Source organism: Brevundimonas sp. M20, from assembly GCF_006547065.1.
Classification (GTDB): domain Bacteria; phylum Pseudomonadota; class Alphaproteobacteria; order Caulobacterales; family Caulobacteraceae; genus Brevundimonas.
This window is the reverse complement of record NZ_CP041243.1, coordinates 319,560-339,898: the sequence shown is the minus strand read 5'-3', so window position 1 is coordinate 339,898 and position 20,339 is coordinate 319,560. Positions and strand designations below refer to the sequence as shown.

Below are 20,339 nucleotides of genomic sequence, written 5' to 3'. Positions count from 1 at the left end.
CGTGACGATCAGCCCCCTGTTCTCTTGCGCGGTTTAGGCCAGAATGGCGGTCGCGGGTAGAGGCACGGCCCGCGACATGTCAGGGTGGGGACCATGATGCACGCGATGAAACGCTTGTTCGCCGATCATCCTCGCGAAGTGGGCGAGGGCTATTTCGAGCATATGGGCCATGCCCTCGGCTTTTGCCTGAAGCTGGCGCGCCTGTCCGGCTGCGCCTTGGCCCATGCCGTGGTGCCCGGTGTGCACAAGACGACCGTGTCCGACGAGATCAGGCGCATGGCCCGCGACATGGGCGGACGCGCCGAGGAAGCCCGCAATACCCGCATGCGCGACGCCGGTGTCTGGGACGTCGGCCTTTGAGTCGGCTGTCGGCCGTCCTGCTCATCACAGTCGGTCTGGGCGGATGCTTCTGGTTCGACGAGGACGCCGGAAGATGGTCGACACCCGACCAGATCAGGGCCGCCGCCGCCCGCTGCGGGATCGCCGACTTCGAACCGACCAAGGCCGGCGACGCCTGGGCCGCCTATGTCAATGACAGCGTGCCCGACCATCAGGCGAAGGAAGACTGCATCTACGCCGATCTGCAGGCGCAAGGACGTCTGACCACACGCTAGGTCCCGCCTTCTCCACCGGACGGGGGTGGGGTACTCGGAGGAGGTGACTTCATAGCCCCGTCTCGACGGCATGCGCTCATTGTAAGCCGGGTTTCTAATGATCTCAGAGGACGGCTGATGAAGATGGAACTCTCGCCCACTGCCGACGCCTTGGGCGAACTGCTCTCTCCCCGGGTCAAGATGGGCCGGAAGGGAGACGCCGTGGATGAGTGGTACAGGTCCGCTTGCGACATCACATTCAGTCAGAACGGGCAGACCATCATCGCGCAGGACGATCTGGGCTTCTTTTTCCAGAAATGGATGCTGCTCCTCAATGTGAAGAGGCACCCCGATGGAATTTGGTTCATGGGGGCCAAAGCACTCCTCCGGAACGGGAACGTCGTAATCCAGCAGAATGGCGTCGAGATAAAAGCGGACCGGTTCAAAACCCGCGCCCTGTTCGAAGCCGTTTCGAATGAGCTTGAGCAACAACTGGATGCCTTGGTCGCGTTCCAGTCGAGCTCCGAGAGCTGGGTCGACCACATTCGGGAGACGTACCTTGCCCCGCTGCGGAATCATGTGGCCTCACTCTGAGGGCGAGCAACGGCGAATGGCGTCCGACGCAAGGCTCGTGCGCTCCTTTCCAGACGCCTTTACCGGGGTTAATCCGGGAGCATGACCCAAGGCCCTCTCTCCGGCGTTCGCGTTCTCGATCTCAGCCGCGTGCTGGCCGGTCCATGGGCGACGCAGACGCTGGCAGATCTCGGCGCGGAGGTCATCAAGATCGAGCGACCCGGCGTCGGCGACGACACCCGCCAATGGGGCCCGCCCTTCACGACGAAGGCTGACGGATCGAAGGGCGACGCCGCCTACTTCCTGTGCGCCAACCGGGGCAAGAAGTCGGTCGAGCTGGACATCGCCAGCCCAGAAGGCGCCGCCGCCGTGCGCGAACTGGCCAGGACCTGCGATGTGGTGGTCGAGAATTTCAAGACCGGGGGCCTGCGCAAGTACGGGCTCGACTACGCCGGGCTGTCGGCGGTCAATCCGAAGCTGGTCTACTGCTCCATTACCGGCTTTGGTCAGGACGGGCGGGACGCCCATCGCGCGGGCTACGACTACATGATCCAGGCCATGGGCGGCCTCATGTCCATCACCGGCCAGCCGGACGGCGCGCCGGGCGCCGAGCCGATGAAGGTGGGCGTGGCCGTCGTGGACCTGTTCACCGGCCTGTACGCCTCCAACGCCATCATGGCCGCCCTGCTGCACGCCCGCGTAAGCGGTGAAGGTCAGCACATCGACATCGCCCTGTTCGACGTTCAGGCGGCCATGCTGGCCAATCAGGCGGCCAACTGGTTCGTCTCAGGGACCGTGCCGACGCGGATGGGCAACGCCCACCCCAATCTGGCCCCCTACCAGCCCTTCCCATGCAGCGACGGGATGGTGGTGATCGCGGTCGGCAATGACGGCCAGTATCGCGCCCTGTGTCTGGCGCTGGGCGTGGAAAGCCTCGGGACCGACGCCCGCTTCGCCACCAACGCCCAGCGGGTGGCCCATCGTGAGGAGCTGACGCCCGCCCTGTCAGCCCTGACCTGCAAGCACAGCATGAAGGCCCTGATGGCCATGCTGGAAGCCGCGGGCGTGCCCTGCGGTCCGGTCAACACGATTGATCAGGTGTTCGACGAGCCGCAGGCCGTGCATCGCGGGCTGGAGGTCCATCAAACCCGTGCCGACCTCGACGGCCCGGTCCGCACCGTCGCCTCGCCGATCCGGATGTCGAAGACCCCCGTCGCCTACGACCGCGCGCCGCCCGCGCTGGGGGCGGATACGGAAGAGGTGCTGGGCGGGCTGAAGGGCTAACGCCGGGCTACATGCAGAGGCACGTTTCCCAAGGCATCGGCGCACGCTCCCACCCCGTCAAGGTCAACAGGATGCCCAGCCCCACGGCGGCGGCGAAGAGAACCGGCCCCAGCCCGCGCGGCCGACCTGAACGCCCGTCCGTGGCCTCCGCCGGCTCCTCCTCGAGCTGCTCGTCACCGGCGCGCAGGCGGCTGAGCAGGGCGCGGGCGGCCGCCGCCTGATTGTCCGGCACGGACAGCCCCACCCCGCCCAGCGCGAGCAGCGCCAGCGTATTGGTCTTGGCGTGCTCCGCCCCGCCCAGCACCGGATCATAGCCCTCCGCGCGAAGACGCGCGGCGGCGATCTCGGCTTCGTACACATCCGCGAAACGGGCGATTTCGGTCAGGTCCATCAGCTCCAGATAGTGATGGTCGCCGTCCAGACCAGTCGCCACCGGAATTGAAAACGGCGGTCGCCCTTCGGCGACCGCCGCTTCAATGTCAGTCCGGAGACCGCCTTTACAGGTCCAGCAGGGCGCGCGCCGGGTCTTCCAGCAGTTCCTTGACGCGGACCAGGAAGGTCACGGCTTCCTTGCCGTCGACGATGCGGTGATCGTAGCTGAGGGCGATGTACATCATCGGGCGGATCTTCACCTCGCCGTTGATGGCCATCGGGCGCTGCACGATGTTGTGCATGCCCAGAATGCCCGACTGCGGCGCGTTCAGGATCGGCGTCGACATCAGCGAGCCGTAGGTGCCGCCGTTGGTGATGGTGAAGGTGCCGCCCTGCAGCTGGTCCAGGGTCAGGCTGCCGTCACGGGCGGCCTTGCCCAGCGCGCCGATGCCCTTTTCGATACCGGCCAGCGACAGGGTGTCCGCATCGCGCAGGACCGGAACCACCAGACCCTTGTCGGTGCCGACGGCGACGCCGATGTCGTAGTGGTTCTTGTAGATGATGTCGGTGCCGTCGATCTCGGCGTTGACCGCCGGAATCTCGTGCAGGGCCGCGACGACCGCCTTGGTGAAGAAGGACATGAAGCCGAGCTTCACGCCGTGGCGCTTCTCGAACACGTCCTTGTACTGGGCGCGCAGGGCCATGACGTTGGTCATGTCCACCTCGTTGAAGGTGGTCAGCTGGGCGGCGGTATTCTGCGATTCCTTCAGGCGACGGGCGATGGTCTGACGCAGGCGCGTCATCTTCACCCGTTCCTCACGCGGCTGGTCGGCGCGCGGGGCGGTCGGAGCAGCAGCGGCCGGAGCCGGGGCAGCGGCGGGGGCCGGCGCGGAGGCGTCGATGGCGGCCAGCGCGTCACCCTTGGTGATGTTGCCCTTCGGACCGGTGGCCGCGATGGCCTTCGGGTCGAGGTTGTTCTCGGTCACCACGCGCTGGACGGCCGGCGACAGGTGCGGCGCGTCAGACGAGATCTGGGCCGAACCGGCGTTGGCCGAAACGGCGGCCGGGGCCGGGGCGGCGCCCGAAGCCGAGATCGAACCGATCTGCTGGTTCGGGGTCACGCTGGCGCCGGCGTCGGCGAGAATGGTCAGCACGCCCGCGGCCGGAGCCGAGACTTCCACGGCGACCTTGTCGGTCTCGATCTCGACCAGCAGTTCGTCCTTGGCGACGGTGTCGCCCGACTTCTTCAGCCAGGTTCCCATCGAACCTTCGGCGACGCTTTCGCCCATGGTCGGAACGTTGATCGCCACCACATCGCCCGACGGGGCGGCAGCGGCGGCGGGGGCGGCAGCCGCCGGAGCAGGCGCGGCGGCCGGAGCGGCTTCAGCCTTGGCGGCGGCGGGAGCAGCGGCGGCTCCGCCTTCCGACACCACGCCCAGCACGGCGTTGGGAGTGACGGTGTCGCCTTCGGCGAATTTGATCTCGGCCAGAACGCCGTCGGACGGCGACACGACTTCCAGCGAGACCTTGTCGGTTTCCAGCTCGACCAGGACCTCGTCCTTCTTCACCGGGTCACCGGCCTTCTTCGTCCACTTGCCGATGGTGGCTTCGGTGACGGATTCGCCGAGGGCGGGGGTGAGGATGTCGGCCATGGTCGGGTCCGGTTCTCTTTTGACGGTCAGTTATCTAGTCATCATCCCGGCGGCGGGGGAACCACCGACCGGGACTTTAATGTCAGGCGAAGGCGTCGGTCAGGAAGGCGTCGAGTTCCTTGAGGTGGCGGCTCATCAGACCCGCCGCCGTCGAGGCGGAAGCCGGGCGGCCCACATAGCGGGCGCGCTTGGACTTCACGTTCAGCTTCTCGAGCGTCAGTTCGATCCACGGATCAACGAACGTCCAGCCGCCCATGTTCTTCGGCTCTTCCTGGCACCAGACCAGTTCGGCGTTCGGGAAGCGGGCCAGTTCGGTCATCAGCGACTTCATCGGCCACGGATAGAACTGCTCCAGACGCAGGATGTAGACGTCGTCCACGGCCTTGCCGGCCTGGGCGTCCTTCTCGCGGCGCTCCAGCAGGTCGTAATAGACCTTGCCCGAGCACAGGATCACGCGACGGATATCCTTGTCCGCCTTGATCTTGATCCCGGCCACGTCCGGACGCGTCTGGGCGTCGTCGTGCAGCACGCGGTGGAACGAGCTGCCCTCGGCCATGTCGGCCAGGGTCGACACCGCCTTCTTGTGACGCAGCAGCGACTTCGGCGTCATGATGATCAGCGGCTTGCGGAACGGCCGGTGCATCTGGCGACGCAGGATGTGGAAGTAGTTGGCCGGCGTCGTGCAGTTGGCGACCTGGATATTGTCCTCGGCGCAGGCCTGCAGGAAGCGCTCCAGACGGGCCGACGAGTGCTCCGGCCCCTGACCTTCGTAGCCGTGCGGCAGCAGCATGGTCAGGCCGCTCATGCGCAGCCACTTGCGTTCGCCCGAGGTGATAAACTGGTCGATGACGACCTGGGCGCCGTTCACGAAATCGCCGAACTGGCCTTCCCACATCACGAGCGTGTTCGGGTCGGCCAGCGAGTAGCCGTACTCGAAGCCCAGCACCGCCTCTTCTGACAGGGCCGAGTCGATCACCTCGAAGTGGGCCTGCTTGTCCGACAGGTTGTTCAGCGGGACGTAGCGCTTCTCGGTCGTCTGATCGACGATGCCCGAGTGGCGCTGCGAGAAGGTGCCGCGCACCGAGTCCTGACCGGACAGGCGGACCGGGAAACCTTCTTCCAGCAGCGAGCCGAAGGCCAGGCTTTCCGCTGTCGCCCAGTCAATGTTCTGGCCGGTCGTGATCATCTCACGACGGCCGTCGATGACCCGCTTCAGCGTCTTGTGAATGTCGACGGCGTTCGGGATCGTGGTCAGGCGGTGCCCCAGATCGGCCAGCTTGGCCGCCGGCACTGCGGTCTCGCCGCGACGTTCCTCGCCCTCGGCCAGACCGATGCCGGTCCATTGACCGTCCAGCCAGTCGGCCTTCTTGGCCTCGAACGCCTTGCCCGCGTCAAACTCGGCGTCGAGGAAGGCCTCGAAGCGCGCGACCTCGGCGTCCACCTCGGCCTGCGAGACCACGCCCTCGGCGACCAGTCGCGCGGCGTAGATTTCGCGGGTCGACGGCAGGGCGCGGATCTTCGAGTACATGATCGGCTGGGTGAAGGTCGGATCGTCGCCTTCGTTGTGGCCAAAGCGGCGGTAGCAGAACATGTCCACCACCACGTCCTTGTGGAATTTCTGCCGGAATTCGGTGGCCACCTTGGCGGCGAAGACGACCGCCTCGGGGTCATCGCCGTTCACGTGGAAGATCGGGGCCTGGACCATCAGGGCGACATCCGACGGATACGGCGACGAGCGCGAGTTCCGCGGGCTGGTGGTGAAGCCGATCTGGTTGTTGATGACGAAGTGCAGGGTGCCGCCGGTGCGGTAGCCCTTCAGTCCCATCAGGGCGAAGCATTCGGCCACCACGCCCTGGCCGGCGAAGGCGGCGTCGCCGTGGATCAGCAGCGGGATGACGTGGCTGCGGTCCAGCACCCAGTCTTCCTCGGGCTTGCCGGCGTTGGCCTCACGGATGTCGAACGCCTGCTTGGCGCGCGACTTGCCCAGCACCACCGGGTTCACGATCTCGAGGTGCGACGGGTTGGCGGTCAGCGACAGGTGGACGGTGTTGCCGTCGAACTCACGGTCCGACGAGGCGCCCATGTGGTATTTGACGTCGCCCGAACCCTCGATGTCCGACGGCACGGTCGAACCGCCCTGGAACTCGTGGAAGATGGCGCGATAGGGCTTGCCCATCACGGCGGCCAGCGTGTTTAGGCGACCGCGGTGGGCCATGCCGAAGACGATTTCGTCCACGCCCAGATTGCCGCCGCGCTTGATGACCTGTTCCAGCGCCGGGACCATGGCCTCGCCGCCGTCCAGACCGAAGCGCTTGGTGCCGGGGAAACGCTTGTGCAGGAAGCGCTCGAAGCCCTCGGCCTCGATCAGCTTGTTCAGGATCGCCAGCTTGCCTTCCTTCGAGAAGGCGTTCTGCTCGAACTTGTCCGGCCCTTCGAAGCGCTGCTGGAGCCAGGACTTCTCTTCCGGCTCGGCGATGTGCATGAACTGGATGCCGATATTGCCGCAGTAGGTGCGCTTCAGCAGGTCCAGCACCTGACGGATGCTGCCCGTCTGCAGGCCCAGCACGCCGTCCAGGAAGATCGGGCGGTCCAGATCGGCTTCGGTGAAGCCGTAGAATTCCGGGGTCAGTTCCGGGTTGTGGGTCGGCTGCTCGATGCCCAGCGGGTCCAGCGTCGCCTGCAGGTGGCCCCGCACGCGATAGCTGCGGATCAGCATAAGGGCGCGGATCGAATCGTGCGCGGCGGCGCGGATTTCATCGACCGAGGCGGCAGGCGCGGCGGCCGGAGCCGGGGCGGCGCCCGACTTGGCGGCGGCCTTCGGATCGGGCTTCGGCGCCGGCCAACGGCCGTCGAACACGCCGGTGGCTTCGGTCGGCTCGGTCGTGACCGAACGGCCCCAGCCACCAGCGGCGCCCGCGGCCTTCACCTGCTCCGCATTGTCACGCAACTGGTCGAAGAAGGCCCGCCATTCGGCCGACACGGAGGCGGGATTGTCGGCCCACTTGTCGTGCAGGTCCTCGATAAACGAGGCATTGGAGCCATACAGGAAGCTGGTCTCGGCAAAGACCTGGTTCAGCCGACCGGCATCGTCCGCCATCGTTCTCGTCACAGTCCCTATAAGCGCGCGCGCACGTCTGCGCGGAGGCGACGGCGCTCATATAGGCGCTGTTTCCTTATGGGTCATGACCGAATAGCGGCGCTAGGGCGGGTTTTTTCGTCTCAGGCGAATAAAAACGCCCCCGGACGAGTCCGGGGGCGTCTTCAAACAGCGATCCGGGGCGAAATCAGCCTTTCAGAACCTCGACCAGGGTCTTGCCGAGGCGCGCCGGCGAGGGCGACATGCGGATGCCGGCGGCCTCCATGGCGGCGATCTTCGATTCCGCATCGCCCTTGCCGCCCGAGACGACAGCCCCGGCGTGGCCCATGGTGCGGCCCTTCGGCGCGGTGCGGCCCGCGATGAAGCCGGCCATGGGCTTCTTGCGGCCCTTCTTGGCTTCGTCGATCAGGAATTGGGCGGCGTCTTCCTCGGCGCCGCCGCCGATTTCACCGATCATGATGATCGACTGGGTGGCTTCGTCGGCCAGGAACATCTCCAGCACGTCGATGAACTCGGTGCCCTTGACCGGATCGCCGCCGATGCCGACGGCCGTGGTCTGACCCAGGCCCTCGTTCGAGGTCTGGAACACGGCTTCATAGGTCAGGGTGCCCGAACGCGACACGATGCCGACGTTGCCCTTCTTGAAGATGTTGCCCGGCATGATGCCGATCTTGCACTCGTCCGGGGTCAGGATGCCCGGGCAGTTCGGGCCCAGCAGGCGCGACTTCGAGTTTTCCAGACGGCGCTTCACCTGAACCATGTCCAGCACCGGGATGCCTTCGGTGATGCAGGTGATGAAGGGGATCTCCGCGTCGATGGCTTCGATGATGGCGGCGGCCGCGCCCGACGGCGGGACGTAGATCACCGAGGCGTCGGCGCCCGTGGCGTCCCTGGCTTCAGCGACCGAGGCGTAGATCGGCAGGCTTTCGCCGTGCGAACCGGTCCAGTTGGTCCCGCCCTTGGTCGGGTGCACGCCCGCGACCATCTGGGTGCCGTGATAGGCCAGCGCCTGCTCCGTGTGGAAACCGCCGGTCTTGCCGGTCAGGCCCTGCACGATGATCTTGGTGTTCTTGTCGACAAGAATGGACATGTCTGTGCTCTGAAATCTGTGTGTCTGCTGGGCGGTGCGGCGCTTACGCGACCGCCGCGACGATCTTCTGGGCGGCGTCGTCCAGGTCGTCGGCGGCCTGGATGGTCAGGCCCGACTCGTTGAGGATCTTCTTGCCCAGCTCGGCATTGGTGCCTTCCAGACGAACGACCAGCGGCACCTTCAGGCCCACTTCCTTCACGGCCGCGACGACGCCCTCGGCGATGACGTCACACTTCATGATGCCGCCGAAGATGTTGACCAGGATGCCTTCGACCTTGGGGTCGGCGGTGATGATCTTGAAGGCCGCGGCGACCTTGTCCTTGCCGGCGCCGCCGCCGACGTCACAGAAGTTGGCCGGCTCCTTGCCGTACAGCTTGATGATGTCCATCGTGGCCATGGCCAGACCGGCGCCGTTGACCATGCAGCCGATGTTGCCGTCCAGGGCGACGTAGGCGAGGTCCCACTTCGAGGCCTCGATTTCCTTGGCGTCTTCCTCGGTTTCGTCGCGCAGTTCCTTGATGTCCTCGTGGCGGAACAGGGCGTTGCCGTCGAACGAGACCTTGGCGTCCAGAACGCGCAGGTGACCGTTCTTCATGACGATCAGCGGGTTCACTTCCAGCATGTCCATGTCCTTCTCGACGAAGGCCTTGTACAGCGCCGGGAACAGCGACTTGCCGTCTTCGGCCGCCGCGCCTTCAAGGCCGTAGGCGGCGTTGATCCTGGCGACGTCGGCTTCGGTCACGCCCGTGGCCGGGTCGATGACGATGTTCTGGATTTTCTCGGGGGTGTCGTGAGCGACGGTCTCGATGTCCATGCCGCCTTCGGTCGAGACGACGAAGGAGATGCGCCCATAGGCGCGGTCGACCAGCAGCGAGCAATACAGCTCACGCTCGATGTCGGCGCCGTCCTCGATGTACAGGCGGTTCACCTGCTTGCCGGCCTCGCCCGTCTGGGCGGTGACGAGGGTGTTTCCCAGCATCTCCTTTGCGTGGGCCACGGCCTCCTCGACCGAGAAGGCCAGACGGACGCCGCCCTTGGCGTCGGCGGGCAGTTCCTTGAACTTGCCCTTGCCACGGCCACCGGCGTGGATTTGCGACTTCACGACATAGAGCGGGCCCGGCAGCGACTTCGCGGCGGCTTCGACTTCATCAACCGAGGTGACGGCGACGCCGGCCGCGACGGGCGCGCCGAAGCCCTTGAGAACCTGCTTGGCCTGATATTCGTGAATGTTCATTGGGAGACCGCCGCCACCTGCTGGGGAAAGTTGCGGGGCTTATAGGCCCCCCGCCTTCGCAGGTGCAACCGTCACGCCGCGTGAGGGGCGGCCACGCCGGGCCGGGACGGGCCAATCCGGCGATTTCAAAGCCTAATCCACCCAGTCTTTCTTCAGCGTGCGGGAGGCGCCCATCAGAAGGATCGAGGCCAGCACATAGAAGCCCATGCCCGTGTAGATCGCCCAGCGCAGGCTTTCGTCGCCGAAGCGCGGAGCCAGCAGGTCGCTCATCCAGCCGAAGTAGAAGAAGCCCACGGCGATGCCGAGCAGGTTATTGATCAGCAGGAACAGGGCCGAGGCGGTCGAGCGCATCGGGGCCGGAGCCAGATGCTGGACCGCCGCCGTCACCGGCCCCAGCCAGGCCAGGTTCAGGCCGGTCGGGATCAGGAAGATGAGGAAGGCCACGGTCAGTTGCTGGACCTGGCTGCCGCCGCCCGGGAAGATCAGGCCGATCAGCCAGGGCGAGTTCATCGCCAGGATGAAGCAGGGCGCCGAGATCAGGAAGGCGATGGCCGGAACCAGCGGATAGGCGCCCTTGCCGCGCCTGGCCAGCTTGTCGGCGATGGCGCCGCCGGCCCAGATGCCCAGAATGCCGCCGATCAGGGCGATGCCCGAATAGTACCAGCTGACTTCCTTCAGATTCAGCTCGAAGCTGCGCATGAAGAACAGCGGCAGCCATCCCGCCACGCCGTAGCCGCAGACCGAGGATGAGGCGGCGCCCAGCGCCAGCAGCCAGAAGCTGCGCTTGGGAACGAGGGTGGTCGCCGTGACCCGCGCGATCATGATGGACGCGCCGATCACACCGGCCAGCAGACCGGCGAAGACCAGCACCAGCGGATTGGCGTCGATCACGCCGAACTGCGCCAGACCGGCCAGAACCACCAGACCGGCGGCCAGGCCGAGCAGGCCCTGCGCCACGCGCTTGCCGATACGGCCGTCATTCAGCGGCGGCGCGGCGACAGGGGCCCCGGCCGCTGCGACCGGCGCGGCCTTGGCGGCGTCAGTGCCGCCCCGCGCCGGATCCTTGACTGTCAGACGCAGCACCGGCGCGACCAGCAGGCCCAGCAGGCCGACCACGATGAAGGCCATCTGCCAGCCGTAGGTCGCCGCCAGAAGGCCGCCGACCAGCGTGCCCGCCGCCGTGCCCAGCGGAATGCCGAAGGCGAAGGCCGCCAGGGCGCGCGCCCGCTGGTGCGGCGGGAAATAGTCGGCGACCAGCGAATAGGCCGGAGCCACACCGCCCGCCTCGCCGACGCCGACGCCCATGCGGAACAGGAACAGCTGGGTGAAGGAGCCCGCCACGCCGCACAGGGCCGTGAAGCCGGACCAGACCGCCAGCGCCCCGGTCATGATCCAGACCCGGCTGAACCGGTCGGCCAGCCAGGCCAGCGGAATGGCGAGTGTCGAATAGACAGAGGCGAAGGCGATGCCGCCCAGCAGGCCGAACTGGGTGTCCGACATGCCGAAATGTTCCTTCAGCGGCGCGGCGAGGATGCCGATGATCTGCCGGTCCAGGAAGTTCAGCATGTAGATCAGGATCAGGATCGCCAGGACGTAGAAGCGATATCCGGGTCGGTCGGTCGGCTGTCCGGGGACAGGTGCGTCCGTGGCGGTCATGGCGTTTCCCTCGACTGTACTTTTCTTGGAACGAACCGTAGCGGCGCCGTGGCCCGACGCCAGAAGAAAAGGGCGGCGGCTCACCAGAACCGCCGCCCTTGATCAGGATCGATCAGGCTTCAGGAGATCAGAATTTGAACTGGACCGTCGCCGTCACGGTTTGCGGCGGGCCGTAGTAGGCGATCAGCGAGTTGTTGAAGGTCGCGCCCGCGAAGTTGTAGGCGCCGACCTTGTATTCCTCGTCGGTCAGGTTCTTGCCGTACAGACCGAAGGTCCAGCGGTCGCTGGGGTCGGTCCAGACGACCGAAAGATCGACCAGGGTATAGGCCTGCTGATCCAGGATCGGATTGGGGAACTCGAACTGGCTGTAGTCGCCGCGGTACGAGACCGACGGGGTGACGGCCAGCTCACCGCCCGCGACATTGCCGATCCAGGTCAGGCCCAGATAGCCGGTCCACTCTGGGGCGTTCTGCAGGACCACCTGATCCGAGATGTCCTCATAGGACATGGTCGTCAGGTTGTAGCGCAGGAACTCCTCGAAATCGGAGTGCAGGTAACCGACGGCGAAGTTGGCCGACAGGCTGTCAAGGATTTGCAGGCGACCTTCGAATTCGGCGCCGTAGAAGGTCGACGAACCGACGTTGTCGACGAAGGAGGCGATGCCGCCGACGGCCGGAACCTGGGTCGTGACCTGCTGGTCGCTGTACTCGTTGTAGAAGATCGACGAGGCGAACGAGAAGCGGCTCAGCGCGCCCTTCAGACCGATCTCGTAGGAGTCGACGGTTTCGGGGTTATAGCCGTTGACCGTGTTCGGCGTCAGGATCGCGTCGCCGCGCATGTCGAAGCCGCCCGACTTGAAGCCGCGCGAGTACGAGGCGTAGGTCGTCAGATCGTCGGTCAGATCGAAGGACAGCGAGACCTTCGGCGTGAACTGGTCGAAGTCCTTGGTGCGGACGTAATCGGTGCGGACCAGCGTCGGCGCGCGCGACGTGCCGCCCAGCAGGGGGCTGCGGGTGGCGCCGGCGTAGTTGGCGCGGAACACGCGGCCGGTCTTCTCATCCAGCGTATAGCGCATGCCCAGGCCCAGGTGCAGACGCTCGGTCAGGTCCAGGTTCACATCCGCGAACAGGGCGTAGCTGGTGGTGTTGACGTAGCCCGCGGTGCCGATGACCAGGCCAAGGTTGCCCGCGATCGTGTCGAAGGCGCCTTCGGCATGGCCGTCCAGATAGAAGAGGCCGGCGACGCCCTGAATCCGGTCGTAGTCGAACAGCAGCTGGAATTCCTGCGTGATCTGGTCGTCCGAATAGTAGGCCGGAACGTCCAGCGTCGGCGCCGGGGTGTTGTCGAAATCGATCACGGTGTCCGTGTCGCCCTCGCGCCAGGCGGTGATCGACTTGAAGGTCAGGTTGTCGTTCAGGTCGATCTGGACCGTAGCCGACAGGCCCTGGTTCATGACCGAGTTGCTGTCGCCCAGACCGGCGTAGGTGTCATAGACACTGTCGGGAATACCGGCGCCGGCGCCCACGCCCGCGACTTCACGGTGACCGTGGCGGGGGTTGGAGTTGTCCTCGGTGCGGTCGTAGGCCAGACGGACCTGGACGCCTTCCTGGGGCTCCCACTCGGCGCTCACGCGACCGGCCAGCACGTCCTTGTTGTAGTGCTCCGCGCCGGTGTTCAGGTTGGCGCCGTAGCCGTCGCGGGTATAGCTGGCGATCGCGCCGCCGATGCGGAAATTGTCGGCCAGCGGCACGCTGCCCGAGGCCAGCAGATCGACCTGGTTGTAGCTGCCGTATGACCCGCGCAGGGTCATTTCAGGATCCTGCGACAGGCGCGAGGTCACATATTTCACCGCGCCGCCGACCGTGTTGCGGCCGTACAGCGAGCCTTGCGGACCGCGCAGCACCTCAATGCGCGAGACGTCGTAGACGTCCAGCACCGAACCCTGCGGGCGGGCGATGTAGACGTCGTCGACGTACAGGCCGACGCCGGGCTCGAAGCCCCACAGCGGGTCCTGCTGGCCGATGCCGCGAATGAAGGAGATCAGGGTCGAGTTCGAACCGCGGGCGACCTGAACGGTGGCGTTCGGGGTTTGTTGTTGCAGGGCTGTGATGTCGGCGACGCCGGTCTGCTCCAGACGTTCCTCGCCGAGAGCCGAAACCGAAATCGGCACATCCTTCAGCGCTTCGTCACGACGACGGGCGGTGACGACGATTTCACCCAGGTCCGACGCGCCGTCCTGCGGGACGACATCCTGCGCCAGAGCGAGCGTCGACATGGCGCTCCAGGCGGCGCCCGCGAGCAAGGCGGATTTCACGAGTCTGTTCATTGGTAGCCCTCTTCCCTGATGTTTCCGATCCTGACGCTTTTATTCAGCGTTCAATGATTTTCCGGGAACCTAACCGTTTTCGGCCCTCTGTCAAACGGTGGCGGTTCCGTGGCGTAAACACGTCCCCGGGCCTGTGGCGCCGTTGCACAGTCGGGCCGTGGAAGCCTAGCTTGCGGGGATGAGCGAGCCCGAGCCCCCCGCACCCCAGGATGAAAACCGCCCCGCACGCCGTGGACGGCCGCCCAAGGCCCGCGCGGCCGGGACCGCCGACACCCGCGAATCAATCCTGGACGCGGCCGAGGACCTGTTCTCGAAGCACGGCTTCTATGGCGTCACCATTCGCGAGGTGTCGCGTGAGGCCGGGGTCGATACGGCGCTGGTGCACTATTATTTCGGCGCCAAGCGCGGCCTGTTCGACGCGGTTTTCCTGCGCCGGGCCGAGGTCTGGAACAACGAGCGGGTCGACGCGATCAACCGCTATGCGCGCGAAGCCGGTGAGGCGATGACGCTGGAAGGCCTGCTCGAAGCCTTCCTGCGACCGCCGTTCCAGTGGTCGCTCAAGGGCGGGCCGGGCTGGAAGCACTACTCCGCCCTCGTCGCCCAGACCAACGCCAACCCGGCCTTCGGCGGCGAGACCATGGCCCGCTATTTCGACCCCGCCATCCGCCGTCTGATCGAGTTGATCAAACAGGTTCTTCCGGACGCCCGCGAGGTCGATCTCTACTGGGCCTACCACAATCTTTCGGGGGCCCTGACGCTGACCCTGGGCGAGACCGGGCGTCTGGATCGCCTGTCCGGAGGCCTGTGCAAGTCAGGCGACCTCGAGACAGCGGGCGACTACATGGTCCGGTTCGCGGCGGCGGGCTTCCGCGCGGTGTGCGCCGTCGAGGATCGCGAGCGGGCCTGACCCATGACCCGTCCCGATCGGTCCGCCCGGACCTTCAGCATCTCCATTGATCGCAGCCTGATCCGGGGCCTGCTCATCGCCGAGGGCGCCGCCCTCGTCCTGGCGCTGACCGGCGCCTTTGGTATGGATCAGGTCCCGCTGTGGGTCCGTCTCGCCTACTGGTGTCCGATGATGCTGGTCGGCGCGCTGTGGGGCATTCTGGCCTCCCGTCTGATCGAGAAGCACATTGATCTGGACCGGCGCCCCTGGCTGATGGCCGGCGCCCTGACGGCGCTGATCTCGGGGCCCACGGCGGTTTCGGTCTGGGCGGTGACGAGTCTGGTGTTCAACGGCGACCGGACCCTGCACCTGTCCAGCCTGCCGAACTTCTTCGTCCCGGTCCTCATCGTCACCGGGACCCTCTCTCTGCTCAACGTCTTCCTCGCGCGCACGCCCGTCCAGACCCATGCCGCGACGCAGGGCGCCGCCCCGGCCCGCTTCCCCGACCGCCTGCCGCCGAAGCTGCGCGGAGCGACGATCCACGCCGTCGAGTCCGAGGACCACTATCTTCGCATCCACACCGACCGGGGCTCGGACCTGATCCTCATGCGCCTGTCCGACGCCCTGACCGAACTGGAAGGCCTCGAAGGCGCGCAGACGCATCGCAGCTGGTGGGTCGCCCGGGACGCGGTCCGCGAGGTCGCCCGGGGCGAAGGCCGCGCCACCCTGACCCTGCCCGGCGGGATTGAGGCTCCCGTCAGCCGTCGCTACGCCAGGGCACTGCGCGACGCCGGCTGGTACTGATCGTCGGCCTGCCGCGCTTCGCGCTACTTGAGGCCTAACCCGCCCAGATCCCGTGGAAGCCGGCCGGCAGGGCGATGTCGGCGCGCCAGCTGGCCACCGGCCCGTCCGCGACCCGCGCGGCATCGAAGACGTGCAGCTCGGTCACGCCTTCGCGCAGGTTGATCGCCGGCGCCACCAGCCAGGCGTCCGTCTCTCCCGAGCGGCCCGGTTTGGGAACCCAGTTCGCCTCTTCCATGATCACATCGTCGCCGAACGAGAAGGCGTCGGACCGCCCGGTCTCCCAGTCATGCACGGCCAGACCATTCGGCAGCGGTCGCCCGCCCCGCTCGCCTGCGGTGTGAACCGTGCGGCGGCGCGCCAGACCGGCCCGGCGCGGGTCGCTCTTGGGGAACTCCGCCGCGATGCCCGAGGAGACCATCTCGGCCCGACCGTCCGTGTGCAGGGTGATCAGCGACAGCTCCGACGGCGCGCCCGGTACGGTCCCGCGCCCCTCGACCAGCACCCGCGCGCCCTCGACCACGAAGGTGATGTCCTTCCCCGCCGCCACGTCGAAGCGGATCGTGCCCGAGGTGTCCTCCCAGGCATCGCCCAGATGGAAATAGCTGAACGCCGGCAGTTCGAAGATGCGGGTCCGGCTCAGGTCCGCCTTGTCCACCACCATCACCTGCGTGCCCAGTTCCGGCTTCCACGCGAACTGGCTGGCGTAGGGCATGCCGCTGTGATCGAAGACCCAAGGCTGCATCACGATCACCAGATGCCGGGCCGTGGCGGTGAAGTCGTGCATGTAGCTGGCGCGCGGCAGTTGCACGATGCCGGAGGCCTTCAGACTGCGGTCGGCGTTCAGCCGCCAGACGATCATCCGGTCGCCGTGCAGGCCGACATTCCAGATCGTGCCGTCCTGATCGTAGCGGGGGTGCGCCTGGAAGGGCATGCCCTTCAGGTCGTCCCGCAGGCTGACGAACCGTTTGGTCGACAGGTCCGCGCGATCCATGGCCAGCGGCGAGCCGCCCTCCCACAGCGCCCAGACTTCGTCGCCCGCCACCATGACGGCGGTGTTGGCCGCATTGGCGTCATCGTTCGAACCGAGGCGGGCGCGGCTGTCGCCGACCGTGCCGAAGCCGGGCGTGACCACCGCGTCGATCTCACTCTCCCAGCGGCGCTTGGGCGTATCGGCGAAGCGGGCCTCCAGGGTGGCCTGCCCGTCCCGGACGCGGAAGGCGCGCATCAGGCCGTCGCCGTCGAACCAGTGGGTGGCGGAACCGCCCGGCCGCCGGAACTTGCCCGGCCCGTTGCGGAACAGCGCCCCTTCCAGCGCCGCCGGCGCCCGTCCGTGCACCCGGCGCATGGCCCGGCGCGCCACATCGCCCTCCAGATCGGCCGTGGCCATCGACCAGTCGGCGGCGACCTGCATGGCGGCCATGGCCCGGACCGTCTCGGGCGTGACGACCGCGGCCGACAGGGCGGCGGCGCCCATCAGGAAGTTACGGCGTGAAGCAAGCATGGCGGATCTCCGTCTGACAGGACGTGGAGGCAGGGCTATCGGGAGGGGACGGGGCTTACTTGATGCGGATCGTCTGGGCGGTCACGCCCGACACGGCGAACTGCGTCTGCTCCCAGGTCGCCGGGCCCATCATGCCGACGGCGTTGTTCGAGAAGGCATAGGGCTCGACCGGCATGCCGAACGGGTTGGTGTTCATCCGGCCGTCGCCGTTCACATCGTGGAAGGCGCGCACCGCATAGTCGCCGGCGGGCAGGTTGTTGAACACGGCCACCGCCGTCTCGCCCGAGGCGTCGGCTTCGGCCGAGGCCACCGGCTGACCGCCCTTGTAGGCGTCTTCCGAGTTGAACAGGGCGACCATGACCTTGCCCGTGTGGGCGCCGGTTTCGAACGTCAGGGTCAGGGTGTCGCCTTCGGCGTGAGCCGGGACAGCGGTCAGGCCCAGCAGGGCGGCGGCGGCGAGGGTGGCGATGCGGATCATGTCGGGCTTTCCTGCGAGAGACCCGACGACCGGGCCTCCGATGCCCTGACCGTGACGGCGACCTTCACCGGCCGCCACGCCGTTTGCAGGAAAGGACGCCCCGATTTCGCCAATCGCCACCGGTGTTCATTCGCGAAACGCGAACGGACACCCTGTTCAGCCGCGACGGTCGCCCAGGGCGCGGAAGGTCATGGCGACGGTCGAGATGAGGAAGGCCATCGCCGCGATCAGAGACGCCTCGATCAGCAGCGGCGCTCGAACCGCGAAGGTGATGACATCGTATTGGCTCAGGAAGGACCGGCTTGACTCAACGCGCTCATAAACCGCCAGCCCGCCCGGCAGGATCGGCAAGAGCGCCAAAGTCAGAAGCTTGCGATTGAAACGCCCGTCGCGATCCCTGAGCGCCTTGATACCGACGACCACGGCGGCGATCAGCAGACACAGCATCACGGCGATCACCACCGACCGGATAATGCGGTGGGGCAGGATCAGATAGATCAGCCGATCCATAGGCATGTAGCCGTGGATCAGCCACGCCGCGATCCCGGCCGACACGATGAAGCCGACCGCCGGGATCAACACCCCGATATAGCGCTTCATGATCCACCCTCCCCTGTCGCGCCGACGTTGGCGCGGACACGGGAAGCGGTCAATGTCAGCGCGGCGCGCGCTTGGCGAGAATGCGCTGCAGGGTCCGGCGGTGCATGCCGAGGCGGCGGGCCGTCTCGGAGACATTGTGGTCGCACAGCTCATAGACTCGCTGGATATGCTCCCAGCGGACCCGGTCGGCGCTCATCGGATTTTCCGGCGGCTCCGGGGCCTCGCCGGTCATCAGCAGGGCCTTCACCACATCATCGGCATCGGCGGGCTTCTGCATGTAGTCGACCGCGCCGGCCTTCACCGCCGCGACCGCCGTGGCGATGGCGCCGTAGCCGGTCAGCATGACGATGCGGCTGTCCTCGCGACGGTCGCGGATCATCTCAACCACCTTCAGGCCGTTGCCGTCCTCAAGGCGCATGTCCAGCACGGCGAAGGCCGGGACCGAGACGCGCAGGGCGTCGGTCGCCTCGCCGACCGATCCGGCGGTCGTCACTTCAAAGCCGCGGCTCTCCAGCGCGCGGCCCAGACGGGTGCGCAGGGCGTTGTCATCGTCCAGCAGCAGGAGGGTCTTGTCCGCCAGCGCGGCGATGCGAGCTTCGGTATCGGGCATCTTGGTCGTTTCCATCCTGTCCAAGTCGGTAACGCCGGCCCTGCGGTCAAGGTTCAGCGCGGGGGTGCGACACCAGGGCTCAGGCCGCGACTTCCAGCGCCGGACGCGGCCAGCGCACCGTCACGCGCGCGCCACGCGGCTGCCCCCTGCCCCCGTCGCCCAGCCCCACGCTCACCTTTCCGCCGGTTCGTTCCAGCAGGGTCCGGGCGATGAAGAAGCCCAGCCCCATGCCGCCCTGACTGGGCGCGATGACTTCCGGCGCGGGCGTCGCGACGACCTTTCGCGTCTTGCGGCCCGGGGCGGCGGCGGCGACAGAGGCGGCGATCTGGGCGGTCAGGGCGCGGCGCGCCTTGCCTTGCGGGCGGCTCGTCACATAGGGCTCGCCCAGACGCGGCAGGATGTCCGGCGGGAACCCGGGGCCGTCGTCCACGACCTCGATCTCGATAAAGCCCGCGTCGACCAGGGCCCGTACCCGCACCTTGCTGCCGGCGAAGTCGGCGGCGTTCTCGACCAGGGTGGACAGGCCGTGGAGGACCTCCGGCAGGCGGCGCACGCGCGGCGGCTTCTCGCCCGAGGCCGTATGGACCGAGACGCTGAACTCCAGGTCAAAGCCACGGTGCGGCTCGACCACTTCTTCCAGCAGCGCCTTCAGCCCGACCTCGGCGAAGACAATGCCGCCTTCTTCTTCCGGCTGCTGCGACAGGCGCTTCAGGATTTCCCGGCACCGCTCGGCCTGTTGCAGGATCAGGGCGGCGTCCTCCGCCGCAGGTCCGTCCTTGGCGGAGGCTCGCAGAAGCTCCTTGGCCACGACCTGAATCGTCGCCAGCGGCGTGCCCAGTTCATGCGCCGCCGCCGCCGCCAGTCCGCCCAGCGCGGCCATGCGCTGCTCGCGTTGCAGCACGTCCTGCGTCGTCGCCAGCGCCAGCTCCAGCTTCTCGGCGTCCGCCGCCACCCGCCAGGCATAGGCCGAGGTGAACACCACCCCTGTCGTCAGCGCCATGCCGATGCCGAACTTGTACAGTGGCGGCAGGTTCAGCTCGGTCCCCGCCTGCCATGGCAGCGGCAGGGAGATGAAGAACAGGCAGACCGTCGCGATCAGCACCAGCAGGCCCATCAGCACCGCCTGCCGTCCGGGCAACGAGGCCGCCGCCACCGTCACCGGCGCGACCAGCAGCAGGCAGAAAGGGTTCTGCAGCCCGCCGGTCAGACCCAGCAGGACGGAAATCTGCAGGATGTCGAAACCGAGGTGCGCCGCCGTAAGGGCGCCGTCCGGCGTCGAGCCGTCGCTGCGTTTCAGCCGCGCCGTGGCGTTCAGGTTCATGATCACGCTGGCGGCGATCGCGGCCAGACAGGACCACAGCGGCAGGTCGAAATGGAACCAGGCGGTGGCGACGAAGATGGTCGCGCTCTGCCCGAAGATTGTCATCCAGCGGACGATGACGAGCGTGCGCAGCGACAGACCGCGACTGCGTCGGGGCAGGTTGCGCCAATTCGCGAACCGGCCTCCGGCCTCGGCAGGGTCCGCGAACTGCGGCGTCGGATGATCTTCTGTAGAGCTCACGTCTCTTCTATAGACCCGTTCG

At 67.0% G+C, this 20,339-nt stretch carries 18 protein-coding genes; 6 read left to right on the top strand and 12 right to left on the bottom strand.

What is annotated here, in order from left to right; translation table 11 throughout:
• Positions 1-105: 105 nt before the first annotated feature.
• The 4 genes from FKQ52_RS01740 (at position 106) to FKQ52_RS01725 (ending at position 2,450) form a co-directional block, all read left to right on the top strand.
• On the top strand, positions 106-360 hold the full coding sequence (locus FKQ52_RS01740) for a DUF6356 family protein (protein ID WP_240811707.1): 255 nt from the start codon (positions 106-108) through the stop codon (positions 358-360).
• A complete protein-coding gene (locus FKQ52_RS01735; protein ID WP_141625584.1) occupies positions 357-614 on the top strand; it encodes a hypothetical protein in 258 nt (85 codons plus the stop codon). Before FKQ52_RS01740 ends, FKQ52_RS01735 begins: the two co-directional genes overlap by 4 nt.
• Before the next feature lie 117 nt (positions 615-731).
• Positions 732-1,187 carry a hypothetical protein gene (locus tag FKQ52_RS01730; protein WP_141625583.1) on the top strand — a complete coding sequence of 152 codons (456 nt, stop codon included), beginning with the start codon at positions 732-734 and terminating at the stop codon, positions 1,185-1,187.
• An 81-nt stretch (positions 1,188-1,268) separates the two neighbouring features.
• Positions 1,269-2,450: a CaiB/BaiF CoA-transferase family protein gene (locus FKQ52_RS01725; RefSeq protein WP_141625582.1), complete on the top strand. Its 1,182-nt coding sequence runs from the start codon at positions 1,269-1,271 to the stop codon at positions 2,448-2,450.
• Between the two features lie 7 nt (positions 2,451-2,457).
• On the opposite strand, the gene FKQ52_RS01720 is transcribed toward FKQ52_RS01725, so the two are convergent.
• From FKQ52_RS01720 to FKQ52_RS01690, 7 genes are all read right to left on the bottom strand, one after another.
• Positions 2,458-2,883: a hypothetical protein gene (locus FKQ52_RS01720; RefSeq protein WP_141625581.1), complete on the bottom strand. Its 426-nt coding sequence runs from the start codon at positions 2,881-2,883 to the stop codon at positions 2,458-2,460.
• Positions 2,884-2,947: 64 nt separating this feature from the next.
• Positions 2,948-4,474, bottom strand: a complete 1,527-nt coding sequence (gene odhB / locus FKQ52_RS01715) for a 2-oxoglutarate dehydrogenase complex dihydrolipoyllysine-residue succinyltransferase (RefSeq protein WP_141625580.1) — start codon at positions 4,472-4,474, stop codon at positions 2,948-2,950.
• A gap of 82 nt (positions 4,475-4,556) precedes the next feature.
• Positions 4,557-7,571, bottom strand: coding sequence for a 2-oxoglutarate dehydrogenase E1 component (locus tag FKQ52_RS01710; RefSeq protein ID WP_141625579.1), 3,015 nt, complete (start codon positions 7,569-7,571; stop codon positions 4,557-4,559).
• Between the two features lie 187 nt (positions 7,572-7,758).
• Positions 7,759-8,661, bottom strand: coding sequence for a succinate--CoA ligase subunit alpha (gene sucD / locus FKQ52_RS01705; RefSeq protein WP_141625578.1), 903 nt, complete (start codon positions 8,659-8,661; stop codon positions 7,759-7,761).
• Positions 8,662-8,704: 43 nt separating this feature from the next.
• Entirely contained in the window at positions 8,705-9,895 is a 1,191-nt protein-coding gene (sucC, locus tag FKQ52_RS01700) for an ADP-forming succinate--CoA ligase subunit beta (protein WP_141625577.1), read from the bottom strand.
• Between the two features lie 132 nt (positions 9,896-10,027).
• Positions 10,028-11,551, bottom strand: coding sequence for an MFS transporter (locus FKQ52_RS01695; RefSeq protein ID WP_141625576.1), 1,524 nt, complete (start codon positions 11,549-11,551; stop codon positions 10,028-10,030).
• Positions 11,552-11,678: 127 nt separating this feature from the next.
• Positions 11,679-13,877 carry a TonB-dependent receptor gene (locus FKQ52_RS01690; RefSeq protein ID WP_141625575.1) on the bottom strand — a complete coding sequence of 733 codons (2,199 nt, stop codon included), beginning with the start codon at positions 13,875-13,877 and terminating at the stop codon, positions 11,679-11,681.
• A gap of 178 nt (positions 13,878-14,055) precedes the next feature.
• Between FKQ52_RS01690 and FKQ52_RS01685 the strand changes: the two genes are divergently transcribed.
• Together FKQ52_RS01685 and FKQ52_RS01680 are read left to right on the top strand one after the other, a co-directional pair.
• Positions 14,056-14,784 carry a TetR/AcrR family transcriptional regulator gene (locus FKQ52_RS01685; protein WP_141625574.1) on the top strand — a complete coding sequence of 243 codons (729 nt, stop codon included), beginning with the start codon at positions 14,056-14,058 and terminating at the stop codon, positions 14,782-14,784.
• A 3-nt stretch (positions 14,785-14,787) separates the two neighbouring features.
• The gene (locus FKQ52_RS01680; protein ID WP_168196759.1) at positions 14,788-15,567 is read left to right on the top strand and encodes a LytTR family DNA-binding domain-containing protein; all 780 of its coding nucleotides are present in this window, start codon (positions 14,788-14,790) and stop codon (positions 15,565-15,567) included.
• Between the two features lie 34 nt (positions 15,568-15,601).
• Here the strand turns inward: FKQ52_RS01680 and FKQ52_RS01675 are convergent, their stop codons facing one another.
• From FKQ52_RS01675 to FKQ52_RS01655, 5 genes are all read right to left on the bottom strand, one after another.
• Positions 15,602-17,068: a carotenoid oxygenase family protein gene (locus FKQ52_RS01675; protein ID WP_141625573.1), complete on the bottom strand. Its 1,467-nt coding sequence runs from the start codon at positions 17,066-17,068 to the stop codon at positions 15,602-15,604.
• Positions 17,069-17,123: 55 nt separating this feature from the next.
• A complete protein-coding gene (locus tag FKQ52_RS01670; RefSeq protein ID WP_141625572.1) occupies positions 17,124-17,546 on the bottom strand; it encodes a DUF2141 domain-containing protein in 423 nt (140 codons plus the stop codon).
• A gap of 156 nt (positions 17,547-17,702) precedes the next feature.
• On the bottom strand, positions 17,703-18,146 hold the full coding sequence (locus FKQ52_RS01665) for a hypothetical protein (protein ID WP_141625571.1): 444 nt from the start codon (positions 18,144-18,146) through the stop codon (positions 17,703-17,705).
• A gap of 55 nt (positions 18,147-18,201) precedes the next feature.
• Positions 18,202-18,756 carry an ActR/PrrA/RegA family redox response regulator transcription factor gene (locus FKQ52_RS01660; protein ID WP_141625570.1) on the bottom strand — a complete coding sequence of 185 codons (555 nt, stop codon included), beginning with the start codon at positions 18,754-18,756 and terminating at the stop codon, positions 18,202-18,204.
• 79 nt (positions 18,757-18,835) lie between these two features.
• On the bottom strand, positions 18,836-20,317 hold the full coding sequence (locus FKQ52_RS01655; protein ID WP_141625569.1) for an ActS/PrrB/RegB family redox-sensitive histidine kinase: 1,482 nt from the start codon (positions 20,315-20,317) through the stop codon (positions 18,836-18,838).
• Positions 20,318-20,339: the final 22 nt, after the last annotated feature.

Excerpts from the sequence above, each read along its gene's own strand:
- FKQ52_RS01740 (WP_240811707.1), top strand. The coding sequence starts at position 106 with ATGAAACGCTTGTTCGCCGATCATCCTCGCGAAGTGGGCGAGGGCTAT.
- FKQ52_RS01730 (WP_141625583.1), top strand. The coding sequence starts at position 732 with ATGAAGATGGAACTCTCGCCCACTGCCGACGCCTTGGGCGAACTGCTC.
- FKQ52_RS01725 (WP_141625582.1), top strand. The coding sequence starts at position 1,269 with ATGACCCAAGGCCCTCTCTCCGGCGTTCGCGTTCTCGATCTCAGCCGC.
- odhB (WP_141625580.1), bottom strand. The coding sequence starts at position 4,474 with ATGGCCGACATCCTCACCCCCGCCCTCGGCGAATCCGTCACCGAAGCC.
- FKQ52_RS01710 (WP_141625579.1), bottom strand. The coding sequence starts at position 7,571 with ATGGCGGACGATGCCGGTCGGCTGAACCAGGTCTTTGCCGAGACCAGC.
- sucD (WP_141625578.1), bottom strand. The coding sequence starts at position 8,661 with ATGTCCATTCTTGTCGACAAGAACACCAAGATCATCGTGCAGGGCCTG.
- sucC (WP_141625577.1), bottom strand. The coding sequence starts at position 9,895 with ATGAACATTCACGAATATCAGGCCAAGCAGGTTCTCAAGGGCTTCGGC.
- FKQ52_RS01695 (WP_141625576.1), bottom strand. The coding sequence starts at position 11,551 with ATGACCGCCACGGACGCACCTGTCCCCGGACAGCCGACCGACCGACCC.
- FKQ52_RS01690 (WP_141625575.1), bottom strand. The coding sequence starts at position 13,877 with ATGAACAGACTCGTGAAATCCGCCTTGCTCGCGGGCGCCGCCTGGAGC.
- FKQ52_RS01685 (WP_141625574.1), top strand. The coding sequence starts at position 14,056 with ATGAGCGAGCCCGAGCCCCCCGCACCCCAGGATGAAAACCGCCCCGCA.
- FKQ52_RS01680 (WP_168196759.1), top strand. The coding sequence starts at position 14,788 with ATGACCCGTCCCGATCGGTCCGCCCGGACCTTCAGCATCTCCATTGAT.
- FKQ52_RS01675 (WP_141625573.1), bottom strand. The coding sequence starts at position 17,068 with ATGCTTGCTTCACGCCGTAACTTCCTGATGGGCGCCGCCGCCCTGTCG.
- FKQ52_RS01670 (WP_141625572.1), bottom strand. The coding sequence starts at position 17,546 with ATGATCCGCATCGCCACCCTCGCCGCCGCCGCCCTGCTGGGCCTGACC.
- FKQ52_RS01665 (WP_141625571.1), bottom strand. The coding sequence starts at position 18,146 with ATGAAGCGCTATATCGGGGTGTTGATCCCGGCGGTCGGCTTCATCGTG.
- FKQ52_RS01660 (WP_141625570.1), bottom strand. The coding sequence starts at position 18,756 with ATGCCCGATACCGAAGCTCGCATCGCCGCGCTGGCGGACAAGACCCTC.